This is a genomic window from Chryseobacterium arachidis (assembly GCF_900129245.1).
Taxonomy (GTDB): Bacteria; Bacteroidota; Bacteroidia; order Flavobacteriales; family Weeksellaceae; genus Chryseobacterium; species Chryseobacterium arachidis.
The window spans coordinates 467,333-489,185 of record NZ_FQUT01000001.1; the positions used below are offsets into that span (position 1 = coordinate 467,333).

Annotated in this window: 14 protein-coding genes; 7 read left to right on the forward strand and 7 right to left on the reverse strand. The window is 36.1% G+C overall.

Annotated features, from left to right (window positions below; all coding sequences use genetic code 11):
* Positions 1 to 45: 45 nt before the first annotated feature.
* The 3 genes from BUA89_RS02060 to BUA89_RS02070 all read left to right on the forward strand — a co-directional run bounded on the left by BUA89_RS02060 (position 46) and on the right by BUA89_RS02070 (position 4,817).
* On the forward strand, positions 46 to 2,640 hold the full coding sequence (locus tag BUA89_RS02060) for a T9SS-dependent M36 family metallopeptidase (protein ID WP_228420509.1): 2,595 nt from the start codon (positions 46 to 48) through the stop codon (positions 2,638 to 2,640).
* Positions 2,641 to 2,767: 127 nt separating this feature from the next.
* Positions 2,768 to 3,745: an EamA family transporter gene (locus tag BUA89_RS02065; RefSeq protein WP_072952962.1), complete on the forward strand. Its 978-nt coding sequence runs from the start codon at positions 2,768 to 2,770 to the stop codon at positions 3,743 to 3,745.
* Between the two features lie 76 nt (positions 3,746 to 3,821).
* Positions 3,822 to 4,817, forward strand: coding sequence for an alpha/beta fold hydrolase (locus BUA89_RS02070; protein WP_072952963.1), 996 nt, complete (start codon positions 3,822 to 3,824; stop codon positions 4,815 to 4,817).
* Positions 4,818 to 4,980: 163 nt separating this feature from the next.
* Here BUA89_RS02070 and rplS read toward each other — a convergent pair whose 3' ends face one another.
* On the reverse strand, positions 4,981 to 5,337 hold the full coding sequence (gene rplS / locus BUA89_RS02075) for a 50S ribosomal protein L19 (protein ID WP_034709455.1): 357 nt from the start codon (positions 5,335 to 5,337) through the stop codon (positions 4,981 to 4,983).
* Positions 5,338 to 5,622: 285 nt separating this feature from the next.
* Here rplS and BUA89_RS02080 point away from each other — a divergent pair, with 285 nt between their 5' ends.
* The gene (locus BUA89_RS02080) at positions 5,623 to 8,364 is read left to right on the forward strand and encodes a fibronectin type III domain-containing protein (protein WP_072952964.1); all 2,742 of its coding nucleotides are present in this window, start codon (positions 5,623 to 5,625) and stop codon (positions 8,362 to 8,364) included.
* A gap of 192 nt (positions 8,365 to 8,556) precedes the next feature.
* On the opposite strand, the gene BUA89_RS02085 is transcribed toward BUA89_RS02080, so the two are convergent.
* Positions 8,557 to 8,934, reverse strand: a complete 378-nt coding sequence (locus BUA89_RS02085; protein ID WP_072953280.1) for a DoxX family protein — start codon at positions 8,932 to 8,934, stop codon at positions 8,557 to 8,559.
* A 133-nt stretch (positions 8,935 to 9,067) separates the two neighbouring features.
* Here BUA89_RS02085 and BUA89_RS02090 point away from each other — a divergent pair, with 133 nt between their 5' ends.
* Complete coding sequence (locus BUA89_RS02090; protein WP_072952965.1) at positions 9,068 to 9,769, forward strand: CoA transferase subunit A; 702 nt, start codon at positions 9,068 to 9,070, stop codon at positions 9,767 to 9,769.
* A gap of 196 nt (positions 9,770 to 9,965) precedes the next feature.
* Here BUA89_RS02090 and BUA89_RS02095 read toward each other — a convergent pair whose 3' ends face one another.
* A complete protein-coding gene (locus BUA89_RS02095) occupies positions 9,966 to 10,646 on the reverse strand; it encodes a DUF3575 domain-containing protein (protein ID WP_072952966.1) in 681 nt (226 codons plus the stop codon).
* A 16-nt stretch (positions 10,647 to 10,662) separates the two neighbouring features.
* Entirely contained in the window at positions 10,663 to 12,465 is a 1,803-nt protein-coding gene (locus tag BUA89_RS02100; protein WP_072952967.1) for an ABC transporter ATP-binding protein, read from the reverse strand.
* Between the two features lie 120 nt (positions 12,466 to 12,585).
* Here BUA89_RS02100 and BUA89_RS02105 point away from each other — a divergent pair, with 120 nt between their 5' ends.
* Positions 12,586 to 13,239, forward strand: a complete 654-nt coding sequence (locus tag BUA89_RS02105; protein ID WP_072952968.1) for a CoA transferase subunit B — start codon at positions 12,586 to 12,588, stop codon at positions 13,237 to 13,239.
* A 61-nt stretch (positions 13,240 to 13,300) separates the two neighbouring features.
* On the opposite strand, the gene BUA89_RS02110 is transcribed toward BUA89_RS02105, so the two are convergent.
* The 3 genes from BUA89_RS02110 to BUA89_RS02120 all read right to left on the reverse strand — a co-directional run bounded on the left by BUA89_RS02110 (position 13,301) and on the right by BUA89_RS02120 (position 19,440).
* Entirely contained in the window at positions 13,301 to 14,947 is a 1,647-nt protein-coding gene (locus tag BUA89_RS02110) for a RagB/SusD family nutrient uptake outer membrane protein (RefSeq protein WP_072952969.1), read from the reverse strand.
* A gap of 10 nt (positions 14,948 to 14,957) precedes the next feature.
* Entirely contained in the window at positions 14,958 to 18,071 is a 3,114-nt protein-coding gene (locus BUA89_RS02115) for a SusC/RagA family TonB-linked outer membrane protein (RefSeq protein WP_072952970.1), read from the reverse strand.
* A gap of 553 nt (positions 18,072 to 18,624) precedes the next feature.
* Positions 18,625 to 19,440 (reverse strand): DUF4197 domain-containing protein, encoded by an 816-nt coding sequence (locus BUA89_RS02120; RefSeq protein WP_072952971.1) that lies wholly within the window; start codon positions 19,438 to 19,440, stop codon positions 18,625 to 18,627.
* Between the two features lie 104 nt (positions 19,441 to 19,544).
* Here BUA89_RS02120 and BUA89_RS02125 point away from each other — a divergent pair, with 104 nt between their 5' ends.
* Positions 19,545 to 21,803 carry a glycoside hydrolase family 20 protein gene (locus tag BUA89_RS02125; protein ID WP_072952972.1) on the forward strand — a complete coding sequence of 753 codons (2,259 nt, stop codon included), beginning with the start codon at positions 19,545 to 19,547 and terminating at the stop codon, positions 21,801 to 21,803.
* Positions 21,804 to 21,853: the final 50 nt, after the last annotated feature.

Consider the following 21,853-nt stretch of genomic DNA (forward strand, 5'->3'; position numbering starts at 1 on the left):
GTTTTATTGTTAATTATTTGTAGATTAGCGGCTTTAATAATGTATATGAAAAAAGTAGCTTTACCCCTTCTATTTGCAGTATCTGCAATTTTTCCTTCATTGTTGTTTGGACAAGATAACGAGAAGTTAATTAAAGATTATATTTCTCAAAATAAAATTAGAGAGTATAAAAAATCTGACTTAACTAATTTTATCATAGATAATATTGATCCTTCAAAATCTTTGAATGGTGATGTTGTTAAGTTTCAGCAGACCTATAATGGACTTCCTGTTTATAATTCTGAAGGAACTGTTTTGGTGAGAGACAATAAAGTAATTTATTATGTTGATACTTTTCTGAAAGATTATACTTCTTCAGTTTCTAGTCAGGCAACTGTAAGTAAGTCGGCTGCACTAAACAAAATTGCAGATAATTTACAAAAATCTAACATAAGTTCTTATCCAATTCTTAATTTTACTGATGCAGATAGAGGGAATACTCCTGTAGCAAAACAGAGACTTGTATATTTTAATGATGCTGGCGCTTTGAAGTTAGCTTACCAGTTTTCTTTGCCTGAACCTGGATCTCCGAGTTATTGGGATATTTTAGTAGATGCTACTAATGGAGAGATTATTAGTAAATTAGATTTAAATTTATCTTGTAACTTCCACGAAGGTGCATATTCTCACGATTATTCACATTATCATAATGATTTTATCGGTCCTGTGAATGAAAGTAATAAATCTTTTGCGTTTTTAGCACCTGATAATGCATCATATAATGTTTTTCCATTACCTATAGAAGCTCCGACTTTTGGATCAAGATCAATAGTAAGTAATCCTTGGATTCTTGCTGCTTCGCCGGAAGGATGGCATTATGATGGGACAAATCGTTATACGATAACAAGAGGAAATAATGTATTCGCTTATGAAGACACCTCAGGCTTAAATGTTCCCGGATTTTCCCCAGATGGCGGTACGGCAAGAAACTTTGATTATCCTTTTAATATTAATAGTGATTCCTTTACTAATCAAAATGCTTCTATAACAAATTTATTTTATGTAAATAATAAAATACATGATATCTTCTATACGTTTGGTTTTACTCCAGCAGCAAGAAATTTCCAGAATACTAACTTTGGACTTGGTGGTTCCGGAAATGATTATGTATTAGCAGAGGCTCAAGATGGAGGAGGGGTGAATAATGCAAATTTTTCTTCACCTGCTGATGGAACAAGAGGAAGAATGCAAATGTATCTTTGGTCTACAGTAAATAGACAATTCTTTTATAATGCTCCGAGTACAGCAATTCCTAGGCAGCCTATAAATGGAACGGCAGTGTTTGGAAATCCACTTGATGCGACTGGTGTTACAGGAAATGTTCAGTTATCATCAGTCTTGGATGGTTGTACAGCATTACCAGTAAATTCACTCGCAGGTAAAATAGGATTAGTGGAAAGAGGGAGTTGTGATTTTGTAGTTAAGGTAAAAAATTTACAGAATGCAGGTGCAATTGCGTCTATTATTTACAATAATACTGCAAATGGAAATACTATTGGAAATATGGCTGGAACAGATGCTACTGTTACAATCCCATCAGTTTTGATTGGTATTACAGAAGGTGAATATATTAAGAGTCAGCTTTCTACAAATACAACAGTAAATGTTACTCTTAAAAACGATCCGGCAGCATCGGTTACTCCAGATGGAAGTTTTGATAATGGAATTGTTATTCATGAATATGGCCATGGTATTTCAAATCGATTAACAGGTACGGGATCAGGATGTTTAAACTCTTCTGCTGATTGGGAGCAAATGGGAGAGGGCTGGTCAGATTTCTTTGCGATGATGTTAACTAATAGACCTGGGGATAATTCATCTGTAGCAAGAGGGATGGCAACTTATGCAGCTGGGCAAGGAATTTCTGGATCAGGAATTAGACCTGCTAAATATTCACCTGATTTTGCTATTAATGATTATACTTATGTTGATACCAATGGAATGCAATATACAAATACAGCAGGGCAATTAGTACCGGATGTTCATTCAATAGGTTTTGTCTGGGCAACGATGCTTTGGGATCTTCATTGGCAATATGTGGCGAAATATGGATATTCTTCTGATGTTACAGCAAATACGACTAATGGAAGTTCGAAAGTTTTACAGTTAGTAACTGATGCGCTGAAACTTCAAGCATGTAATCCTACCTTTATTGATGGAAGAAATGCGATTTTGCAAGCAGAATTAGCTACAACCCAAGGGGCTGACAGATGTATGATCTGGAGAACTTTTGCGAAAAGAGGTTTAGGGGTTGCGGCTTCTGCTGGATCGAAGACTAATATTAATGATCAGATTCAGGATTTCACTGTACCAGCAGACTGTTTATTAGCAACAGACGAAGTAAAAACTGTTAAAAATAACATTTCCATCTATCCAAATCCTGCTAAAAATGAGTTCTTCATTAATTTCCCAACTAATACTTTAGGAAAGGTAAGTGTTGAAATTTATGATATGTCTGGAAAATTGGTATCTTCTGAAGATAAAATTTCTCCGGATGCTAAGAAATCAATTTCTACTAATAAGTTAATTAACGGAACTTATATGGTAAAAGTGAAAGGTATTGGTATCGATGCAGTATCTAAAGTTATTGTTAATAAATAATTTACTTTAAAATATTTTTTTGAATCGACGCGAGCGAAGCTCGCGCCGATTCTTTTTATCTATCAGTTCAACCTTTTCAATTATCTCGATTTATAAATAGTAACTTTACAGGCTGTAAAATTTAAATATGGAGAAGAAAAATATACTGAAAGGAGTTTTATTTGTAGGAATTGGGGCAAGTATATACGGAATGTTGGCAACATTTGTAAAATTAGCTTACAATGAGGGATACACTACATCAGAAGTCACAACTTCTCAGTTTTTGCTGGGATTAGTTGGTTTACTTATTCTTAATTTCGTTCATACAATAACTTCCAAAAAAAAATTACCATCACCGAGTTTTAAAGAAGTAAGAACACTGATGTTAGCAGGAACCTCTTTGGGATGTACCAGTTTGTTTTATTATATTTCAGTACAGTATATTAATGTTTCAATTGCGATTGTTTTACTCATGCAGTCGGTTTGGTTTAGTGTTGTGATAGAAAGTTTTCTAACAAAAAAATTACCCAATGCAAGAAAAATTATTTCCGTTTGTATTGTTTTGATCGGAACGGTTTTAGCAACAAATCTGGTAAATGAAAATTTGGAAATTGGCTGGAAAGGTATTTTTTGGGGACTAATGGCAGCGGCATCTTATACATTAACAATGTTTACATCCAATACATTGGCGACCCATTTGCCGGTTTTCAGGAAAAGTATTATTATGCTTTTTGGCGGTTCAATTGTAGTTTTTATATTTTTATTTTTTGCTCAGATCGGACCATCATATTTTGATGGTTTAAAGTCATTTTATTTAAATTTTACAGAAAATACACAACATATTCACTCATTTAATTATTCAATTTTATGGAAATATGGTTTGATTTTATCGTTGTTTGGAACTATCATTCCTCCGATCTTGTTTAATATAGGTTTTCCTAATGCAGGATTAGGTTTAGGCAGTATTGTATCTTCGCTGGAGCTTCCTGTATCTGTTACTATGGCTTTTGTTTTATTGGGAGAAAAAGTAATTTTCATTCAATGGGTGGGAATCGCCATGATTCTTTTTGCAATAGTTCTGATGAATTTGCCCAAAAAAGAAAATCAGTTAGCTGAATTATCTTAAATAAATCATAATTAATATCTATAAACCGTTTCTTTTGAAGCGGTTTTTTTAATTTTAATCATCTAAAATAAATTAAATGAAATATTTTAAGAATGCTGTTGCAATTTTAATGCTATCGATTGCATCCAACTTCATGTTTTCTCAAGTGAAACCTTTGGATGGGGAACTTACCAATTATCAATATCCTTACGAAGTTCATTTTCTGAATTTTAAATCTCAAAATAACGATCTGAAAATGGCTTATATGGATGTTCAGCCCAAAAAGGCAAACGGGAAAGCAATCATGTTGCTTCATGGAAAAAATTTTAATGGGGCGTATTGGGAGAAAACGGCAAAAGATCTTTCCGACAAGGGCTTTCGAGTGATTATTCCGGATCAGATTGGGTTTGGAAAGTCTTCAAAACCTCAAAGCTATCAGTTTTCATTTTCTCAGTTGGCGAATAATACAAAAGCGATTTTAGATGATCTTAAAATTGATAAATTAATAGTTTTAGGGCATTCAATGGGAGGAATGGTTGCAACAAGATTTACCTTACTTTATCCGGAAAAAGTTGAGAAATTAATTTTAGAAAATCCAATCGGGCTTGAAGATTATAAAACTTTTGCATCCTATCAAACCATTGATCAGGCGTATCAGTCTGAATTAAAAAACACTGCAGAATCTTACAAAAATTATCAGCTTAAATTTTATTACGACAACAAATGGAAATCAGAATATCAACCGTGGTTGGATTTAATAGCAGGCTGGACTTTGCATCAAGACTATCCAAAAGTAGCTTGGGATGCGGCTTTAACATCTGATATGATTTATAACCAACCGGTTTGTTATGAGTTTAAAAATATCAAAACTCCGACTTTGCTGATTATTGGAACGAGAGACAGAACGGCAATAGGTAAGGATAGAGCTCCAAAAGAGCTGCAGCCGAAAATGGGACAGTATCAGGAATTAGGAAAGAAAACGCAGCAACAAATTGCAGGCTCGAAATTAGTAGAACTTGAAAATGTCGGACATCTTCCACACATCGAAGTGTATGATAAATTTTGGAATGCGTTGTATGAGTTTATTAAATGAGAAAGTGAATTTTAAAAATGAATGGTCAATTGTCAATTTCTAAACATTCATAATTGACTGTTCATTGACGAAGTAAAATTCACCATTCACACTTATACATCGTCCAAATAAAAAGAGACCGCTAAAAATTAGCAGTCTCTTTTCGTATGTATTGTTGTCTGAATTATTTCTTCTTGTAAGCAGCGTCTTTAATTCTCGCTTTTTTACCTCTAAGGTCTCTGAAGTAGTAGATTCTAGATCTTCTAACTCTACCTCTTCTGTCAACTTCAATCTTTTGAAGAGCTGGCATGTTGATTGGGAAAACTCTCTCTACACCTACATCACCAGACATTTTTCTGATGGTGAAAGTTTTTGTAGATCCTGTACCTCTCAATTGGATAACAGTACCTTTGAAGAACTGAGTTCTTGTTTTTTGACCTTCTTTAATCTCGTAATACACAGTGATTGTATCACCAGCTTTGAATTCAGGGAATTCTTTTTTTGTAATGTACTTGTCTTGTACGTACTTTAATAAATCCATTATTAATAAATAAAATGTTTAGGCTAAGCAACTTACACGGACTTCGTCAGAGGTTGAATAACAGGTTGCAAATATAGGAAATAGTTTTCAAATATTCCAAACAAATAATGTATTAAATATAATATTTTTTATACTCTCTTTCTCCCTGAAAATTAACACTTTCGTGAAGTTCCCATCAGATACAGTTTACATGGGAATTCTACTTTTGCCCGATGATAAAAAAACAGTTTATCAATCTTTTATTAAGCACAATAAATATACACGCTACTTAAAAACTGAACAACAATGAAGTATTACTTATTCTTTTTTTGCTTTGCCGTCCAGATGGCATTGGGACAGACTCTGGTTCCCTATCTGCAAAATCCGACACCAAATTCGATGATTGTGAATTGGAAAACATCATCGAATAACGAAACAACGGTTATGTATGGTACAAGCCCAACGAACTTAAATGTGACATTTACCGGAACTACGAACATTTTTTCAGATACCGGATACAATAATAATTACTATTACCACACGGCAAAAATTGCCAATTTGCAGCCTAATACTAAATACTATTATAAAGTAAAAACAGGAACCAGCGAGTCTGCAGTTTACAATTTCAGAACGCTTCCTTTACCGGGACAACCTGTTACAGCGGACGGGAAAATCCGTTTTCTGATCATGGGGGATAACCAGATCAAAGCTGAACCGAGATATGATAGCTTAACATTAAATGCCTATAAAAAATTAAAGGAAAAATTCGGGGCAACTTCCGATCCTTCTGATAATATTGCGTTGACGTTTATGGTGGGAGATCAGGTAGACGTGGGAACATTGGACCATTATGAAAATGTTCATTTTAAAAAGAATGTTAAATTATCACCTTATCTTCCGATTCAGACTACCGTTGGAAACCACGAGACTTACGGATCATTGGGAATGAATTCTTATTATGCTCACTTCTATATTGACGAAATTAAATATAAAAATATCTCTTCCGGAAATGAGAATTATTACGCTCAACAGGCCGGAAACGTTTTGTTTATAAGTTTAAGTTCTGAACATACAGGTTCGGCACAGCAAATGTGGCTTCAGCAGATTTTAAATGAAGCCAACAATGATCCTACTGTTGACTGGATTATTTCATTAAGCCACAGGCCTTATCAGGCGGAGCAATACGTGGGAGATATTTCGACTTGGGTAAGAAATACTGCGGTTCCTATGTTAACTGCTTCTAATAAATATTTAATGCACGTTGGAGCGCACCACCATTTATATCACAGAGGTCAACTTAAAAATACTCCTAATTATCAGATTATTTCCGGCGGAACGGCTTGGGATCAGTATTGGGGAATGTCCACTGAGCAAGACTTTGATGATGTTCAGAAAACATTAACGGACTGGACATATCAAATCGTTGAAGTTGACGTAGACACAGGGAAAGTGGATATCGAATCGTATTCAATTGGGGGAGTTTATCACAGAAAATATAATGAACTAATTGATACTTTTCACCGTTATAAAAATCAGCCTAAACCGGCTAAGCCTTCTATCACAAATACTTTCACAGCTCCTATTACATTACCTTTAACACTAAACGGAAGCGCATTTTCAACGACAACTAATGAATTATTAAATACAACTCAGTTCCTAATCAGTAAAGCTGCAGATTTTTCTGTGATTGAAAAAGAGTTTTACCGTGACTTTGAAAACTGGTTTGGAAAAGACGGAAACGGAACTCCTGATTATACTAAAAACTTAAATGCAGGCGTTGATATTACAAAAGCTACCATTGCTTCCAACTCAATTACCAACGGAATTTATTACGTAAAAGTTCGTTACAGAGACAGAAATATGGAATGGAGCGACTGGAGTGATGTGAAACAATTTGAAGTAACAGGAAGTGTAGTTTCAAACCCCACATTTACTTTAAATAAAACAGAATACACACAAAATGAAGCGATCACAGCGACATTTACAGACGGTCCTGGAAATAATCAGGATTGGGTAGGAATTTACAAAAAAGGTCAAAATCCATCTGCTGTAACGTCTCAGGCTTACGTTTATACCAACGGACAAACTGCAGGAACAGCAAACTTCCCGAACGGAATTGCTAATAAAGGTCAATATTTTGCCGGATTTTTTGCAAACAATGGATACACAGATATTGCTCCCAGAAAAAGTTTCTATGTAGGACCAAAAGTGGTTTTAAGTACAACATCTGATGTTTATCCTGTTGGCGGAACCGTTACAGTAAACTTCACCAACGGACCGAATTTAACAAAAGACTGGATCGGAATTTACAAAATGGGACACACTCCGGGAAATGTAAATTCTACTCAGTGGAGCTATGTAACAACACCTGCCGGAACGCTTAATTTCACAGGTCTTGCCAAAGGATATTATTATGCTCAGTATTTCCTTGAAGATGGGTATACAACAGTGGGTGAAAAGGTTTTCTTCAAAGTGGGGGACATTGTAACCGAACTTTGGACAAACAAAGCGGTCTATACCTTAGGCGAAAATATTTCTGCTTCTTGGACAGATTCTCCGGGAATCATCAAAGACTGGTTGGGAATTTATCCTCAGAGCATCAACACTCCGGATGATAACTTTGTTTCTTACACATATTTCGATGGAATTACTCAAGGTACAAAAACCATTAATGGAACTGCTTTACCAACCACCCCCGGGAATTATTATATGGTAATGTTTACCAATGATTCTTATACTGAGGTTTCGAACAGAGTACAGTTTCAGGTTCAGGGATCGACGTTAGCGGCAGAAGAAGTAAAAAATTCTACAGAAAAGAATGTTGTTCTCTATCCGAATCCGTCAAAACCGGGACAGCCGACCTTCATTAAAAGTGATTATCCGATCGAGAAAATAGAATTGCTTTCTGCCAACGGAGACTTACTCTATAAATCGGATAATGTTCATAATCAAAGATTTTCTTTAGTCAATGAAAACCTGCCGAAAGGAGTATATTTCGTAAAAGTTCATACCAGAAAACTATTTACTTTAAAATTGATTATTCAATAATTTTCGATATCATTTTTCAAAAAAAACGGGCTTTGTAGTCCGTTTTTTTTGGAGCTGTTTCCCGCTCTCCGCACTCGCTATTTTTTAGTTTCGGCGCGGCAGCGGAGCTGCCGCGCCGAAACTAAAAAATGAGCTCAGACAAAGCTGCGATCGGGGCTAGTGATTTGCCAATTCTGAAATTGATAGATGTAATTACTCATCAGTAGATTTCAATGCCCAGGCAATCAGTGGGGCCTGCATAAAAAGTCTGGCAAACCTTTGATTATCCGTATTCAGCCCAAAAGAATCCCTTCTGTTTTTATATTGGGCAATATTTCCGGGAAGCACGGCTGCAAAAAATCCGGCTACGATCTTTCCCATTGTTTTCCTATATTTTTTAGGAGTGGCAATTACCGCTGCTCCTAATGCAATTTCTGCAATTCCGGAATAGACGACGGTATCATCTTTTTTCAGAGGAACCCATTCGGGAACCTGAGCTTGGAATTCTTTTCTTGCAAAAGTGAGGTGGCCAATTCCGGCAGTGATCAGAAATGTACCCAACGCAATTCTTGAAATGTTTTTCGTTTCCATATTGTAATATTTTATGATGGTGATGTCTGGAGTCAACCAAAATTCAGACCAGATGAAAATTCAAATAGTTACAAAATACAATAGATATGAGAAAAAGTATTAAATTTAAGCCAACAGAAAAATCTAATATTTCATGATAGATAAAAGAGTAAAAAATGCAAAGGAAGCCATCGAAGGAATTCAGGATGGGATGACGTTGATGTTGGGCGGATTCGGACTTTGCGGAATTCCTGAAAATTCAATTAATGCATTGGTAGAGAGTGATGTAAAAGATCTTACCTGTATTTCGAACAATGCGGGAGTAGATGATTTCGGTTTGGGATTATTGCTTCACAAGAGACAAATCAAGAAGATGATTTCGTCTTATGTAGGAGAAAATGCCGAGTTTGAAAGACAGATGCTTTCGGGGGAATTGGAAGTTGAGCTTACTCCACAGGGAACTTTAGCAGAAAAATGCAGAGCTGCACAGGCAGGAATTCCGGCCTTTTATACCCCTGCAGGTTTCGGAACTGAGGTTGCAGAAGGAAAAGAACTAAAAGATTTCAAAGGAAAACCTCATATTTTGGAGCACGCTTACGAAGCAGATTATTCAATTGTAAAAGCCTGGAAAGGAGATCACGCCGGAAACCTTATTTTTAAAGGTTCGGCAAGAAACTTCAATCATCCGATGGCTGGGGCAGGAAAAATTACGATTGCAGAGGTAGAGGAGTTGGTTGAACCGGGAGAATTAGATCCCAACCAGATTCACATTCCGGGAATTATGATCCAGAGAATTTTCCAGGGAGAAAAATTTGAAAAAAGAATTGAACAGAGAACGGTTAGAAAAAAAGATTAATTTTTTCATCAGTTTCTTAAAAAATAATACCCCGAAAATCAACTTTCGGGGTAATTTTATTTTTATCAGTTATTTAGATTTAATTTGTCATTCAGAACACATACTGAAGGTCTGCGAAGGTAGTTCAGTAGCTTAGTGAAGAATCTTTATCCTCAATCATTAAACATCTAGCATCCATCACCCATCCTCAAACTTCCTACAATCGATATCCAATCCTCAATCCAAAACAAAAATTAAACACATTTCCCGAACTTTCTTCTAAATCCAATCGTTTAAAAAGCGGAACTGTATCACTTCCAAGGATTTGATCGTTTGTTTTATTGTATTCAATATCAATATTATTTATTTTTCTGTCCATCATTCCCAATCCGATGTAAGGTTCCAAAATGATTTTCTTTGATACTGAAATCTGATTTCCAAACATGATATTAAAACCTTTTGCCTTTCTTTCCGTTCCGAAATAATCTGTATACTGCTTTGAATCATCATCTTTCGGAGAATAATCTAAGGAATTGGTACTTTCATTTTCACGATAAAAAAGCTGCAATCCGACATAGAATTCACTTCGCTTCGACTCAATTCTTGAATTCATAAATTTGAATAAATAAACCCTTCCTTCAAGATTTGTTTTAAAACCTTTTGATTTTAATATGATATGATCTGGTTGATTAAAATCATACAGTTGATACCCAAATTCAGTATTCACACTGAAATAAGGGTTGATTTTTCTTTCAGCGGAAATTTGCAAGGTCGGATAAGATACGACGTCTACCAACTGCGTCGCATTCAGTTTCAAGATCCAATTGCTTTCCTTTGATTCTTGGGCAAAAATGAGAAATGAAAATGGTAAAATGAGAATGGTTAAAAGTTTTTTCATTGAAATTAGTTTTATATTAAGCCTGCGTTTCCGCAGTTTTCCTTTCTCCGATCTGCTGTCTCCACATGGCGTAATATAAACCTTTTTCTTCAATTAACTGTAAATGCGAACCCGTTTCCACGATCTGTCCACGCTCCAGAACATAAATTGTGTCTGCATGCATAATTGTGCTTAAACGATGGGCGATAAGAACGGTAATCTGCTCTCTTTCTTTTGAAATTTCTTTAATAGTGGTCGTAATTTCTTCTTCAGTAATACTGTCTAAAGCAGATGTGGCTTCATCAAAAATCAGCAAATGTGGTTTTCTTAATAAAGCTCTGGCAATGGCAATTCTTTGTTTTTCACCACCGCTCAATTTCAGTCCGCCTTCACCGATTACGGTTTCAATTCCGTTTTCTGCACGTTCTAAAAGGGCAGTGCAGCTTGATTTCTTTAAAGCCAATTGAAGATCTTCCTCAGTTGCCGACGGATTGACAAATAAAAGATTTTCTCTGATGGTTCCTGCAAAAAGCTGAGTATCCTGTGTTACAAAACCAATCTGATTTCTCAATTCATCAAAATCAAATTCCTTTCCGTCAACATGATTATAAAAGATAGAGCCCTCCTGAGGTCTGTATAAACCAACCAGCAATTTTACCAAAGTACTTTTCCCTGATCCGCTCGGTCCGACAAAAGCAATCGTTTCCCCATTTTTTACATCAAATGAAATCGAATTGATGGCTTTATAATGTGCACTTTGATGCTGAAAAGAAACACTTTGGAATTTCAAATCTTCAATCGCGCCAATTTTCTTTGGAGTTAAAGGTTTCGGTTCCACTTCTTTTTTCATCACCCGGTCGAAATTATTCAACGAAGCCTGTGCTTCACGATAAGAAATGATAATATTTCCAATTTCCTGCATCGGTCCAAAAATGAAGAATCCGTAGAACATCAATGATAAATATTGTCCCGGCGTTACGATATTTTTAAAGATTAATAATAATAAGGTAAAAGTGATGGTTTGCTGTAAAAAATTAACCAAAGTTCCCTGTACAAAGCTTAAAGAACGGATACTTTTTACTTTTCTTAATTCTAAATTTAAGATTTTATACGTATTGTTATTCAAACGCTCAACTTCCTGATTGGTTAATCCTAAACTTTTTACAATCTCAATATTTCTAAGACTTTCCGTTGTGCTTCCGGCTAAATTTGTTGTTTCTGTAACGATATTTTTTTGGATAGTCTTAATTCTCTTGCTTAATAAATTGGTTACAACAGCAATCAGAACAATTCCCACCACATAAACCGGCATAATCGTCCAGTGCAAACGAATTGCGTACACAGAAACGAAAATGATACTTACCAAAATTCCGAAAAATACATTGATGAAATTATTGATAAACTTCACGGAATCTTCACGAACTTTTGTTAAAATGGAAAGTGTTTCTCCACTACGCTGATCTTCAAATTCCTGAAAAGGCAGTCTCATTGAATGTTTTAAACCATCCGTAAAGATCTTCGCCCCAAATTTCTGAATAATTACATTCACGACATAATCCTGAAAAGCTTTTGCAATGCGACTTATCATCGCAGTACCCACCAACAGTCCCAAAAAGTAGAAAACACCATGATAGAGATCGGTTCCGTAGAGATATTCGTTCATATTCCTCGGAAGATTTCTTTCTTTGTCGAAAAAATTAGGATGCGTAACCAGCTTATCTAAGATATTTCCGGTAATTGCCGGAGCAAACAGTGAAAATACCTGATTGATGGAGGCTAATAAAAGAGAAGCTAAAATGAGCCATTTATATGGTTTTAAATAATTTAATAAAATTTTCATTAGTAAAATTAAAAGCCCACAAATTTACAACAAATTGAGATTCAAAATTTATTACAGTATAGAAAGAAACTATTTCGTAATTCTGAAAAAATGGCTAATTTGGCGGGATAAGATTAAGCTATGCTAACGAAAGAACAAATTGCACAAAGAATTTCCAGAGAAGTAAAAGACGGGTATTATGTAAATTTAGGAATCGGAATTCCGACATTGGTGGCTAACTACGTTCCGGACAATCTTTCCGTGGAATTTCAGAGTGAAAACGGAGTGTTGGGAATGGGGCCTTTTCCTTTCGAGGGAGAAGAAGATGCAGATATCATCAACGCCGGAAAACAGACGATTACAATCTTGGATGGAGGTTCATTCTTCGATTCGGCCTTCAGTTTCGGGATGATCAGAGCTCAGAAAGTGGACTTAACGATTCTTGGGGCTATGGAAGTTTCAGAAAACGGAGACATTGCCAACTGGAAAATCCCGGGAAAAATGGTAAAAGGAATGGGAGGTGCAATGGATTTGGTAGCTTCTGCAGAAAATATTATCGTTGCTATGATGCATGTAAATAAAGCCGGAGAAAGCAAGATTCTTAAAAAATGTACTTTACCTTTGACAGGTGTTAATTGTGTGAAAAGAGTGGTAACTGAATTGGCGGTTTTAGATGTTACGCCTGCCGGATTTAAGCTTGTTGAAAGAGCGCCGGGAGTTTCGGTTGAACATATTATCCGATCTACAGAAGCCGATTTAATCATTGAAGGAGAAATTCCTGAAATGCAGTTTTGATAAAATACAAAATCCGTCTTGCATATTAAGACGGATTTTTTTTGCAATATTTACTGCTTGTTTAATAAGCCGGATTCTGTGGAAAGTTTTTATTTTGATTTAAATCCAGTACTGTTTGTGGAATGGGTCTTAAAATTTTCTGAGCACCATTATTTCCATTAAAATTAGATGCACTGGTGATTTTATAATTGTGTTGTACGGCTCTTGCTACCAGGGTTCCCGTACGTTTTAAATCAAACCAGCGGTTGTATTCTCCCAGCATTTCTCTGCCACGTTCATCTAAAATATAATCGATATTAAATTCAGCCGGTGTTGCATTCGGAACTCCCGCTCTTGCTCTCACCACGTTTAACCTTGCCAATCCTGTTGCTGAATTCCCTGATTTTAGATAAGCTTCGGCTGCAATAAGATACGTATCTGCCAATCTGGAAATAATAATATCTCTTGTACTTACCGGGCCCGTGCTTGATGGAGTAGAGGTGGCCGGATCATCAAATTTTTTCACAGGTATTGTTTGGTAATCCAGATTTTTAACCAAAGTGTAAGCAGCATCATAGGTTCCTTTATCATGGTAAATAAACCCGTTAGCCAATTTTGCAGCATTAGCGGTCAGCCATGTCGTTTTGTCGGAAGCGGTATACCACATAGGTTCATAGAAATGTTTAATTTTAAGATTAGTATGATCTGCTACTCTGAAGAAATCATAATATTTTTCATATACAACATTCATAAAGGTGGCATCCCATCTTAAATCTCCCTGTTTGAATAAATTTAATGCATAAGCTGTCGGGCAGAGGTTATAACTTCTGAGCGGTGCGCTCCCATTGGTTTCTGCACCTCCTAAATACGAACTGTAATAGTAAAACTGTTTATTTCCTAATGTAGTAGGAGAATTTGATGTTGAATTAAAATTATATTGTACCGAGAAAATAGTTTCCGCATTAAGATCATTACCGGGGTAAAAAAGTTGAGATGGAGGTATTGTTAAACCCTGACCGGCAATCGCGGCGTCCGCATAAGCTGCTGCTGTCTCAAAATCCGTAGGAGCACCGAAACTTTCATATCCTCTTGTTAGGTATACTTTTGCCAACAGGTCGTTTACTGCTTTTTTATTTACTTTTCCGGTTGTAGAATAGGTTGTTGTTCCTACGGCTGCTAATGAAGCTTCCAATTCTTTAATAATGTAGGTATAAACTTCCTGAGCAGAATTTCTGTCGAATTGTAAGACCGGTGCAGTGAAATTCTCTTCTACAATAGGCACTCCGCCATAGGTTTGAACCAAAAGAAAGTAAGCATTAGCCCTCAGAAATCTTGCCTCCCCAACTAAAACGGGAATATTAGCATTTTGCTCCGTAATAGCAGAATAATACACCGTTTTATTAACAGACTGGATGAGCTGATAACATGACATATACAATTGATCGACTCCTTCAGATGCAGGAATTAGTTGAGTATACTGACTTAAACCAGCCGGTTCCGGGCTTCGTCCTTCCGCATACATATCTGTACCCGCTACGAAAAGCCATGGATCTCCGCCGTAAATACCCTTTAGTCCGGCATAATTGGTATTTACGAGTAGCTGAAAACCGATTGCCGTTTTATATGCTTCGTCCGCAGGGACGTTCGATAAACTTTCTTCTTCTATAAAATCACCGCACGAATTAAAAAGCGAAGTGGCAAATAGTAATGTTAATATTATTTTTTTCATGATTGTTTAATTAAAATTTAGCACTTAATCCCAGTTGTGTAGTTATCGCAGCAGGTCTGTTAATTCCCATATTAGCAGCTGCCCATTCCGGATCGTATCCGTCAAATTTAGTAAACACAAAAGGATCAAGAACGTTTACGTAAACTCTTAAATTGCTCATTTTTATTCTTTTAAGGAATTCATTGTCAAAGGTGTATCCTAAAGATATGTTTTTTACTTTGGTAAATGATACCTCTCTGTAATAGCCAAATCCTGTTGACCAAAATGCGCCTGCACCTGTAGCAACCGGCCCTGGTCTTGGGTTGGTAGTATTGGCATTTGAAGCTAATCCTGCACTGTTGGTTGGCACAAAATATTCCATCGCCATTTTCTGACGGCCTCTGTCTGAAACGTCGGCAAAATTTTGGTGGAAAGTACTTAAAACAGTCTGTCCCTGGCTCGTAATAATTGAAAAATTAAAATCAAATTTCCCAATGGTAAACCTCGAATAAAAACTTCCCTGCCATTTCGGAACTGAACTTCCAATCGTTGTTCGGTCGTTGGCATCAAATTTCCTGTCTCCATTGATGTCTTTTGGCCTTGCCTGTCCGGGTGCCATTCCATAAAATGCTGCCTGAGTCGCTTCGCTTTCCTGCCAGACTCCATCATAAACGTAATTGAAATTAGGATTTAAGCTAGATCCCAAAATAAGATTATTTCCTTTATCACTTACCTTGTCCTGATTGTAAATAGATTCGAGCTTGTTTACATTTTTAGTAAAAGTGAAAGTTGTTTCCCAGGTAATGAGACTGTTTTTTATATTTTTTGTAGTTAATAAAACTTCGACTCCCTTATTGCTTACAGAGCCTACATTAGAGTAGGTATGTTTTATACCCATTTCTGCGGGTAATTGCTGTCTGTAGATCAGATTTTCTGAAAGTCGGTCATATACATCCACACTACCTGTGATTCTGTTTCTGAGAAGCCCAAAGTCCAATCCGAAGTTAAGTTCACGTGTTTTTTCCCAGGTAAGAAAGCGGTTGGCAAAAACTGAAGACTGTAATCCCGGAACCAGATCATTTCCATTGGCATAAAACGTTTGCTGATCCAATAATGCCAGTGATTGATACGGAGCTACATTATCATTTCCTGTGTAGCCAATACTTGCTCTCAGCTTTAAATCTGAAATCGATTTCACATTTTCAAGAAAAGATTCTTTATTGATTTTCCATCCCAATGCTAAAGAAGGAAAAGCTGTCCATTTATTCCCTTCAGATAACACCGACGAACCGTCCCATCTGGTAGATGCCGTTAATAAATACTTGTCCTTAAATCCATAGTTTAACCTAACAGCATAAGAGTTTAGAGTTCTTTTCATATAAGGGGGAGCCTGTAGCTGATAACTGCTTTGAAGACCGAATCCTAAATTGTAAAATTCTGAATTAAAAGGTTGACCGTTTGAATATCCGTAAGATGATTCATCTTCATTGGAATAAAAGCTCTGAAGCAATAATAAACTTACATCATGTACATCTTTAAACGTATGTTTTAGGTCAATTTGATTATCCCATGTATAATTAAAATTCTCCGTTTTGCTTACAGAAGCTGAGTTGAGTTTATTAAGAGCAATGCCTACATTAGTTTCTGCTGTATTTGATATTCCCAGATTGGTATTTGAGAATCCTGCAGAGAATGTAGTTTTTAACGACAACCATTTTTTCGGCTGATATTGGAAAAATAAATTTCCTAAAGTCTGCCAGATTCTTTCATTTTGCCTCGAATTGGCAATTTCTAATAACGGATTTATTGTACTGGTTTTATTAATTGCCCATGAACCGTCCGGATAAGTAAGTTTTCCGGGCAGTAAGAACAGTTGTCCGGGAATATCATTTCCATTGGCATCCACAGCATAAGGTGAAATAAGCGGACTGAAACTAAATGCCGAGCGCATTGCAGTATCGCTACCATACTCTGTGATAGTTCTCGCCACAGTAATATTGGCTCCTGTTGTAAATTTAGAATTGATTTTATGATTAATCCCTAATTTAAAAGTATACTTATCGTTAGAATCATTAGCAATAATACCTTCATTTCCCTGAATACCGAAGGAGAGATTATATCCCAATCCGCCATCCGACCTTCCTGAAATATTAACGTAATGATTCTGCATCGCACCGGGTTGCAGCACAGCATCGTACCAATCAAAATTATATCCGTTGTTTGCCCTCTGAACGAGAAGAGGACTTTGGTTTCCTGCAAGCGTTGCCAATTGCGCGGGTGTCTGCGTTGTTGGGGTAGCACTTAAATAAGCTGCCTGATGAAACCTCCACCATTCTGCTCCCGTCATCATTTTGGGCAAACGGGCTGCCGTTCTTACACCATAGGAAGTTTCCACAGAAACATTAATCCCTGATTTTACGGTTGCTCCGCTTTTAGTCGTCACAATAACAACTCCGCTGGCTCCTCGGGAACCGTAAATTGCAGCTGAAGAGGCATCTTTCAAAACGTCCATTCTGGCAATATCCTGAGGATTTAGGAAGTCGATATTATCGGTGGGCACACCATCTACTACAAACAATGGATTTCCCGATGAAATAAGAGAATTGCTTCCACGGATACTCATTTTAAAACCATCACCTACTCTTCCCGAATTTGATGTGATATTCACTCCGGCCATGCTTCCCTGAATAGCTTCGAGTGGACTTGTCGTATTTCTTTCTACAATTTTATCAGCACTTAAAGTATTAACTGAGCCCGTAAGATCCGACTTTTTAACACTTCCATAACCCACCAGTACAACCTGCTCGATGGTTTTCGCTTTTTCTTCTCTTAAAGGAATTGCAATAAAGGAACGGTTATTGACAGGGATGATCTGAGACTGAAAGCCATCATTTTCTACAGAAAGAGAAGATTGATCTTTCAGAAGCTTAATTAAGAAGTTTCCTTCAGCATCGGTTGTAACAGAGTTTTCTGTACCTTCTTCCTTCACGGTTACATTAGGAACAGGAACCTGTTTGTCGTTTGTGATCTTTCCGTTTACCTCTTTACCCTGCTGCGCAAAAACTATTGCAGAAGAAAACAGAAACAAAACAGCAAGCTTTTTACGAACCCGAAATCCGGATTCTGCTATTTTTTCAAATGACATAATTTTAGTTTTTTTTTGAGTTAAATTTTTGCTCTTCAACAAAAAGTATGAGCTTAGCTACTTCTCATAGAATTTGGTGAAAAATTAATTAAAACTTTAATGTAATCGATTGCGCATTTCGATAAATATTTTCCGGTTTTCTATATTAAACTTTTTTTAATAAAATTTTCATTTTTTTTTAACAGAATGTTAATTTTAAAAATTAAATAATTGATATTTAGAGGATTAAATTTATTAATGCAGATGTTTTCAATATGATTTTTGTCATGTTTTATCTGTTTTAGAACTGGATTATTTCCCCAAAATCTTCAATGAAACCAATTTTTTCCTCTTGCAGTGAAAAAAAATAAATGGAAATTAATTTATTGAACCATGAAAATAATTCTTTTAAAATGTCAACTTAAAAAGGGAAGATTATTGTAAAATGAGACTAGATTTTTTAGTTCAAAATCCGTTAGATTTAAAGCAAAAATCCATCTCACAAAATGATAAGATGGATTGTATTATTTGAAAATATTTGAATTAACCTTTGCTTAATTGTAAAGCTTTAAAATTATTTGCCGTCCTGTGCTCCAAAAACCTTCTGCAAAATACTCGTCGTTCTCATAGCAGGCGTATTTCTGATCCCGCTTTCTTTATCAGCAACCATTTTAAAAACTCCGTTGATGGCCTCAGTCGTTACATATTCATTCAAATCAGTAGTTACTGCCTGCCCCGTCAGTGTATTGTATTTAGAAATCAGATTCGTCCAGACTTTATCAGCGCCCACTTTTCCTAAAGATGCTTTTACTTTTGGCTGGAAAGCAGTAAATAATTGAGTCTGTGTTTTTGTCTGTAAATAATTTGTTGCTGCATTGTCACTGCCCAACAAAATATTTTTAGCGTCTGTGATGGTCATGGAAGTAATTGCCTTTGTGAAAATAGGAGCGGCTTCTGTTACAGCATCTTCCGCAGCTCTGTTTAATAGTTTCACTCCCTGATCTGCCAAACTTCCCATCCCTAAAGAACGAAGAGTTGTGTCGATTTTTCTTAATTTTTCCGGCATTAAGATTTTTACAGCCTCATTTTTCAAAAAACCATCGGTTACCCCAAGCTTTTTCACTCCTTCTGTTACGCCAAGGCTTAATGCCTCTTTTAATCCTGATGAAATTTGTGTTGAGGTTAAACTTCCCAAATTAATAGGAGAACTTGTAGTCGTGTTCGATGTCGGATTTGTCGTTGTAGAGCCTGTTTGAGTTGAGGTTTTTACCGGTGCATTTAAGTCAACTCCGGTTTTGTCTTTTACGGTAGATTTGATAATATCTAAAATCTGTGCCTGTGTGGAAACTGAAAACAGAAGTGCGCTTACCAATAGAATTGTTTTTCTCATCGTTTATTTTTTGCAAAATTAGATGTTTTCTTGGGGAATAAGTTAAATCGTTTCAGAAAATTTTCAGAAAATAAGTATATTCGCCTAAATCTTAAACTCATACAATGCAGCGTTTTTTACTGATAATTTCTGTATTATTTTCAAGTCTGTTTTTCACTCAAACAAGATTAAATTTAATTCCTTATCCGCAAAAAGTTGAATTTCAGAAAGGAGAATTTATCATTCCGGAAAGTTTTAAGTTGGATCAAAATCTGCCAAAGAAAGAAACGGAATATTTTAAAAAGCGTACTCAACAATTATTAAAATTTCAAACTGCTAAAGGAGCGGGTGTACATTTAAGTAGTGGGAAGTTTTGTTCAAAATGTATTAGTGATCTTCAGAAACCTGAAAAGTATCGTCTTACTGTTTCTCCAGAAGGAATTAAAATTCAGTCGGCTTCTGAAAATGGATATTTTCTTGCACTTCAAACATTAATTCAGTTATTCGAGGAATACAAAGATTCAGGGAAAATTCCTGCAATGGAAATCGAGGATGAACCCAAATTCGTTTGGCGTGGAATGCATCTTGATGTTTGTCGTCATTTCTTCACGGTTGAAGAAGTAAAACAGTATATCGATTATCTTGCAATGTATAAACTCAATACTTTTCACTGGCATTTAACAGACGATCAGGGTTGGAGAATTGAAATTAAAAAATATCCGAAACTTACCCAAATAGGCTCAAAACGTAAAGAATCAATGATCGGAGCGTATGTTGATAATACATTTGATGGAAAACCTTACGGACCTTATTTTTATACTCAGGATCAGATTAAAGAGGTTGTAAAATATGCGGCAGAGAGACACATTACGGTTGTTCCCGAAATCGAAATGCCGGGTCATGCTTTGGCGGCTTTATCAGCTTATCCGGAACTGGCTTGCACAAAAGGTCCTTTTGAACCGGCAACAAAATGGGGTGTTTTCGACGATGTTTTTTGCCCGAAAGATGAAACTTTTAAGTTCTTAGAAAATGTTTTGGATGAAGTGATGGCCCTTTTCCCTTCACAATACATTCACATTGGCGGAGATGAATGTCCAAAAACAAGATGGAAGGAATGTGCTCATTGTCAGGAATTGATCAAGAAAAATAATCTGAAGGATGAGCACGGCTTGCAAAGCTATTTTATCCAAAGAATTGAAAAATATGTGAATTCAAAAGGAAGAAAAATCATTGGTTGGGACGAGATTTTAGAAGGCGGATTAGCTCCAAACGCAGCGGTAATGAGCTGGACTGGAATTAAAGGCGGAATTGAAGCGGCAAAATCAGGACATTTCGCTATAATGACTCCGGGTTCTTATTGTTATTTTGATCATTATCAGGGAGATCCTGCAACGGAACCGAATGCTTTCGGAGGTTTTACTCCATTGGATAAAGTGTATTCTTACAATCCGGTTCCGAGTGAATTGAATGCAGAACAGGCGAAATATATCAAAGGTGTTCAGGCGAATTTATGGACAGAATATATCCTTGATTTTAGACAGGTTCAATATATGATTTTCCCAAGATTGCTGGCTCTTTCCGAAGTAGGTTGGGGAACGGCAGATCCTGAAAATTATAAAGAATTTGAAGGAAGAGTGATTAATGAATTCAAAAATTTGGATAAAATGGGCGTTAATTATGCTAAAAGTATTTACAATATTTCAGGAAAAGTTGTCGCGGCGAACAATGGCGTTTCTTATGAACTTTCTACATCGCAAAATCCAGACGGAATCCGTTATACATTGGATGGAACGGAACCGAATGTAAATTCTCAAACGTATCAAAAAGCCATTCCTGTTTTAAAATCTTTAACGATAAAATCTGCTTATTTTGAAAACGGACAATTAAAAAGTGCGGTTTCTTCGCAAACTTTTACCGTTTCAAAAACAACAGGGAAAAAAATTATGTTGGAACAACTGCCGAGCGAAAATTACTCTTTTGGTGGTGCATTTACTTTAATTGACGGAATTATCGGAAATCAAAGACAGTTGGGAAAAACATGGCTTGGTTTTAATGGAAAAGATGTTGTAGCAACGATTGATTTCGGACAAAAAACTCAGTTTTCTGAAGTGTATTTTAACACGTTGGATAATAAAGGAAGCTGGATTCATTTTGCAAAATCGGCTCAGATCTTTATTTCTGATGACGGAACAAATTTTAAATTGATTAAAGAAATCGGAAAGGATGAAATTCTTTCTGCAAAAGGAAAAATTAAATTAAATGTAGGAAATCAAAATTCAAAATACCTTAAAATTAAAATAGAAAACGCAGGAATTATTCCGGCAGGAAATCCCGGTGCAGATTCAAAAGCATGGCTTTTTGTCGATGAAATCGGAGCACTGTAAAGTTCAAGGTTCTATGTTTAAAGTTCAAAGTTTAAACATAGAGCTTTTAC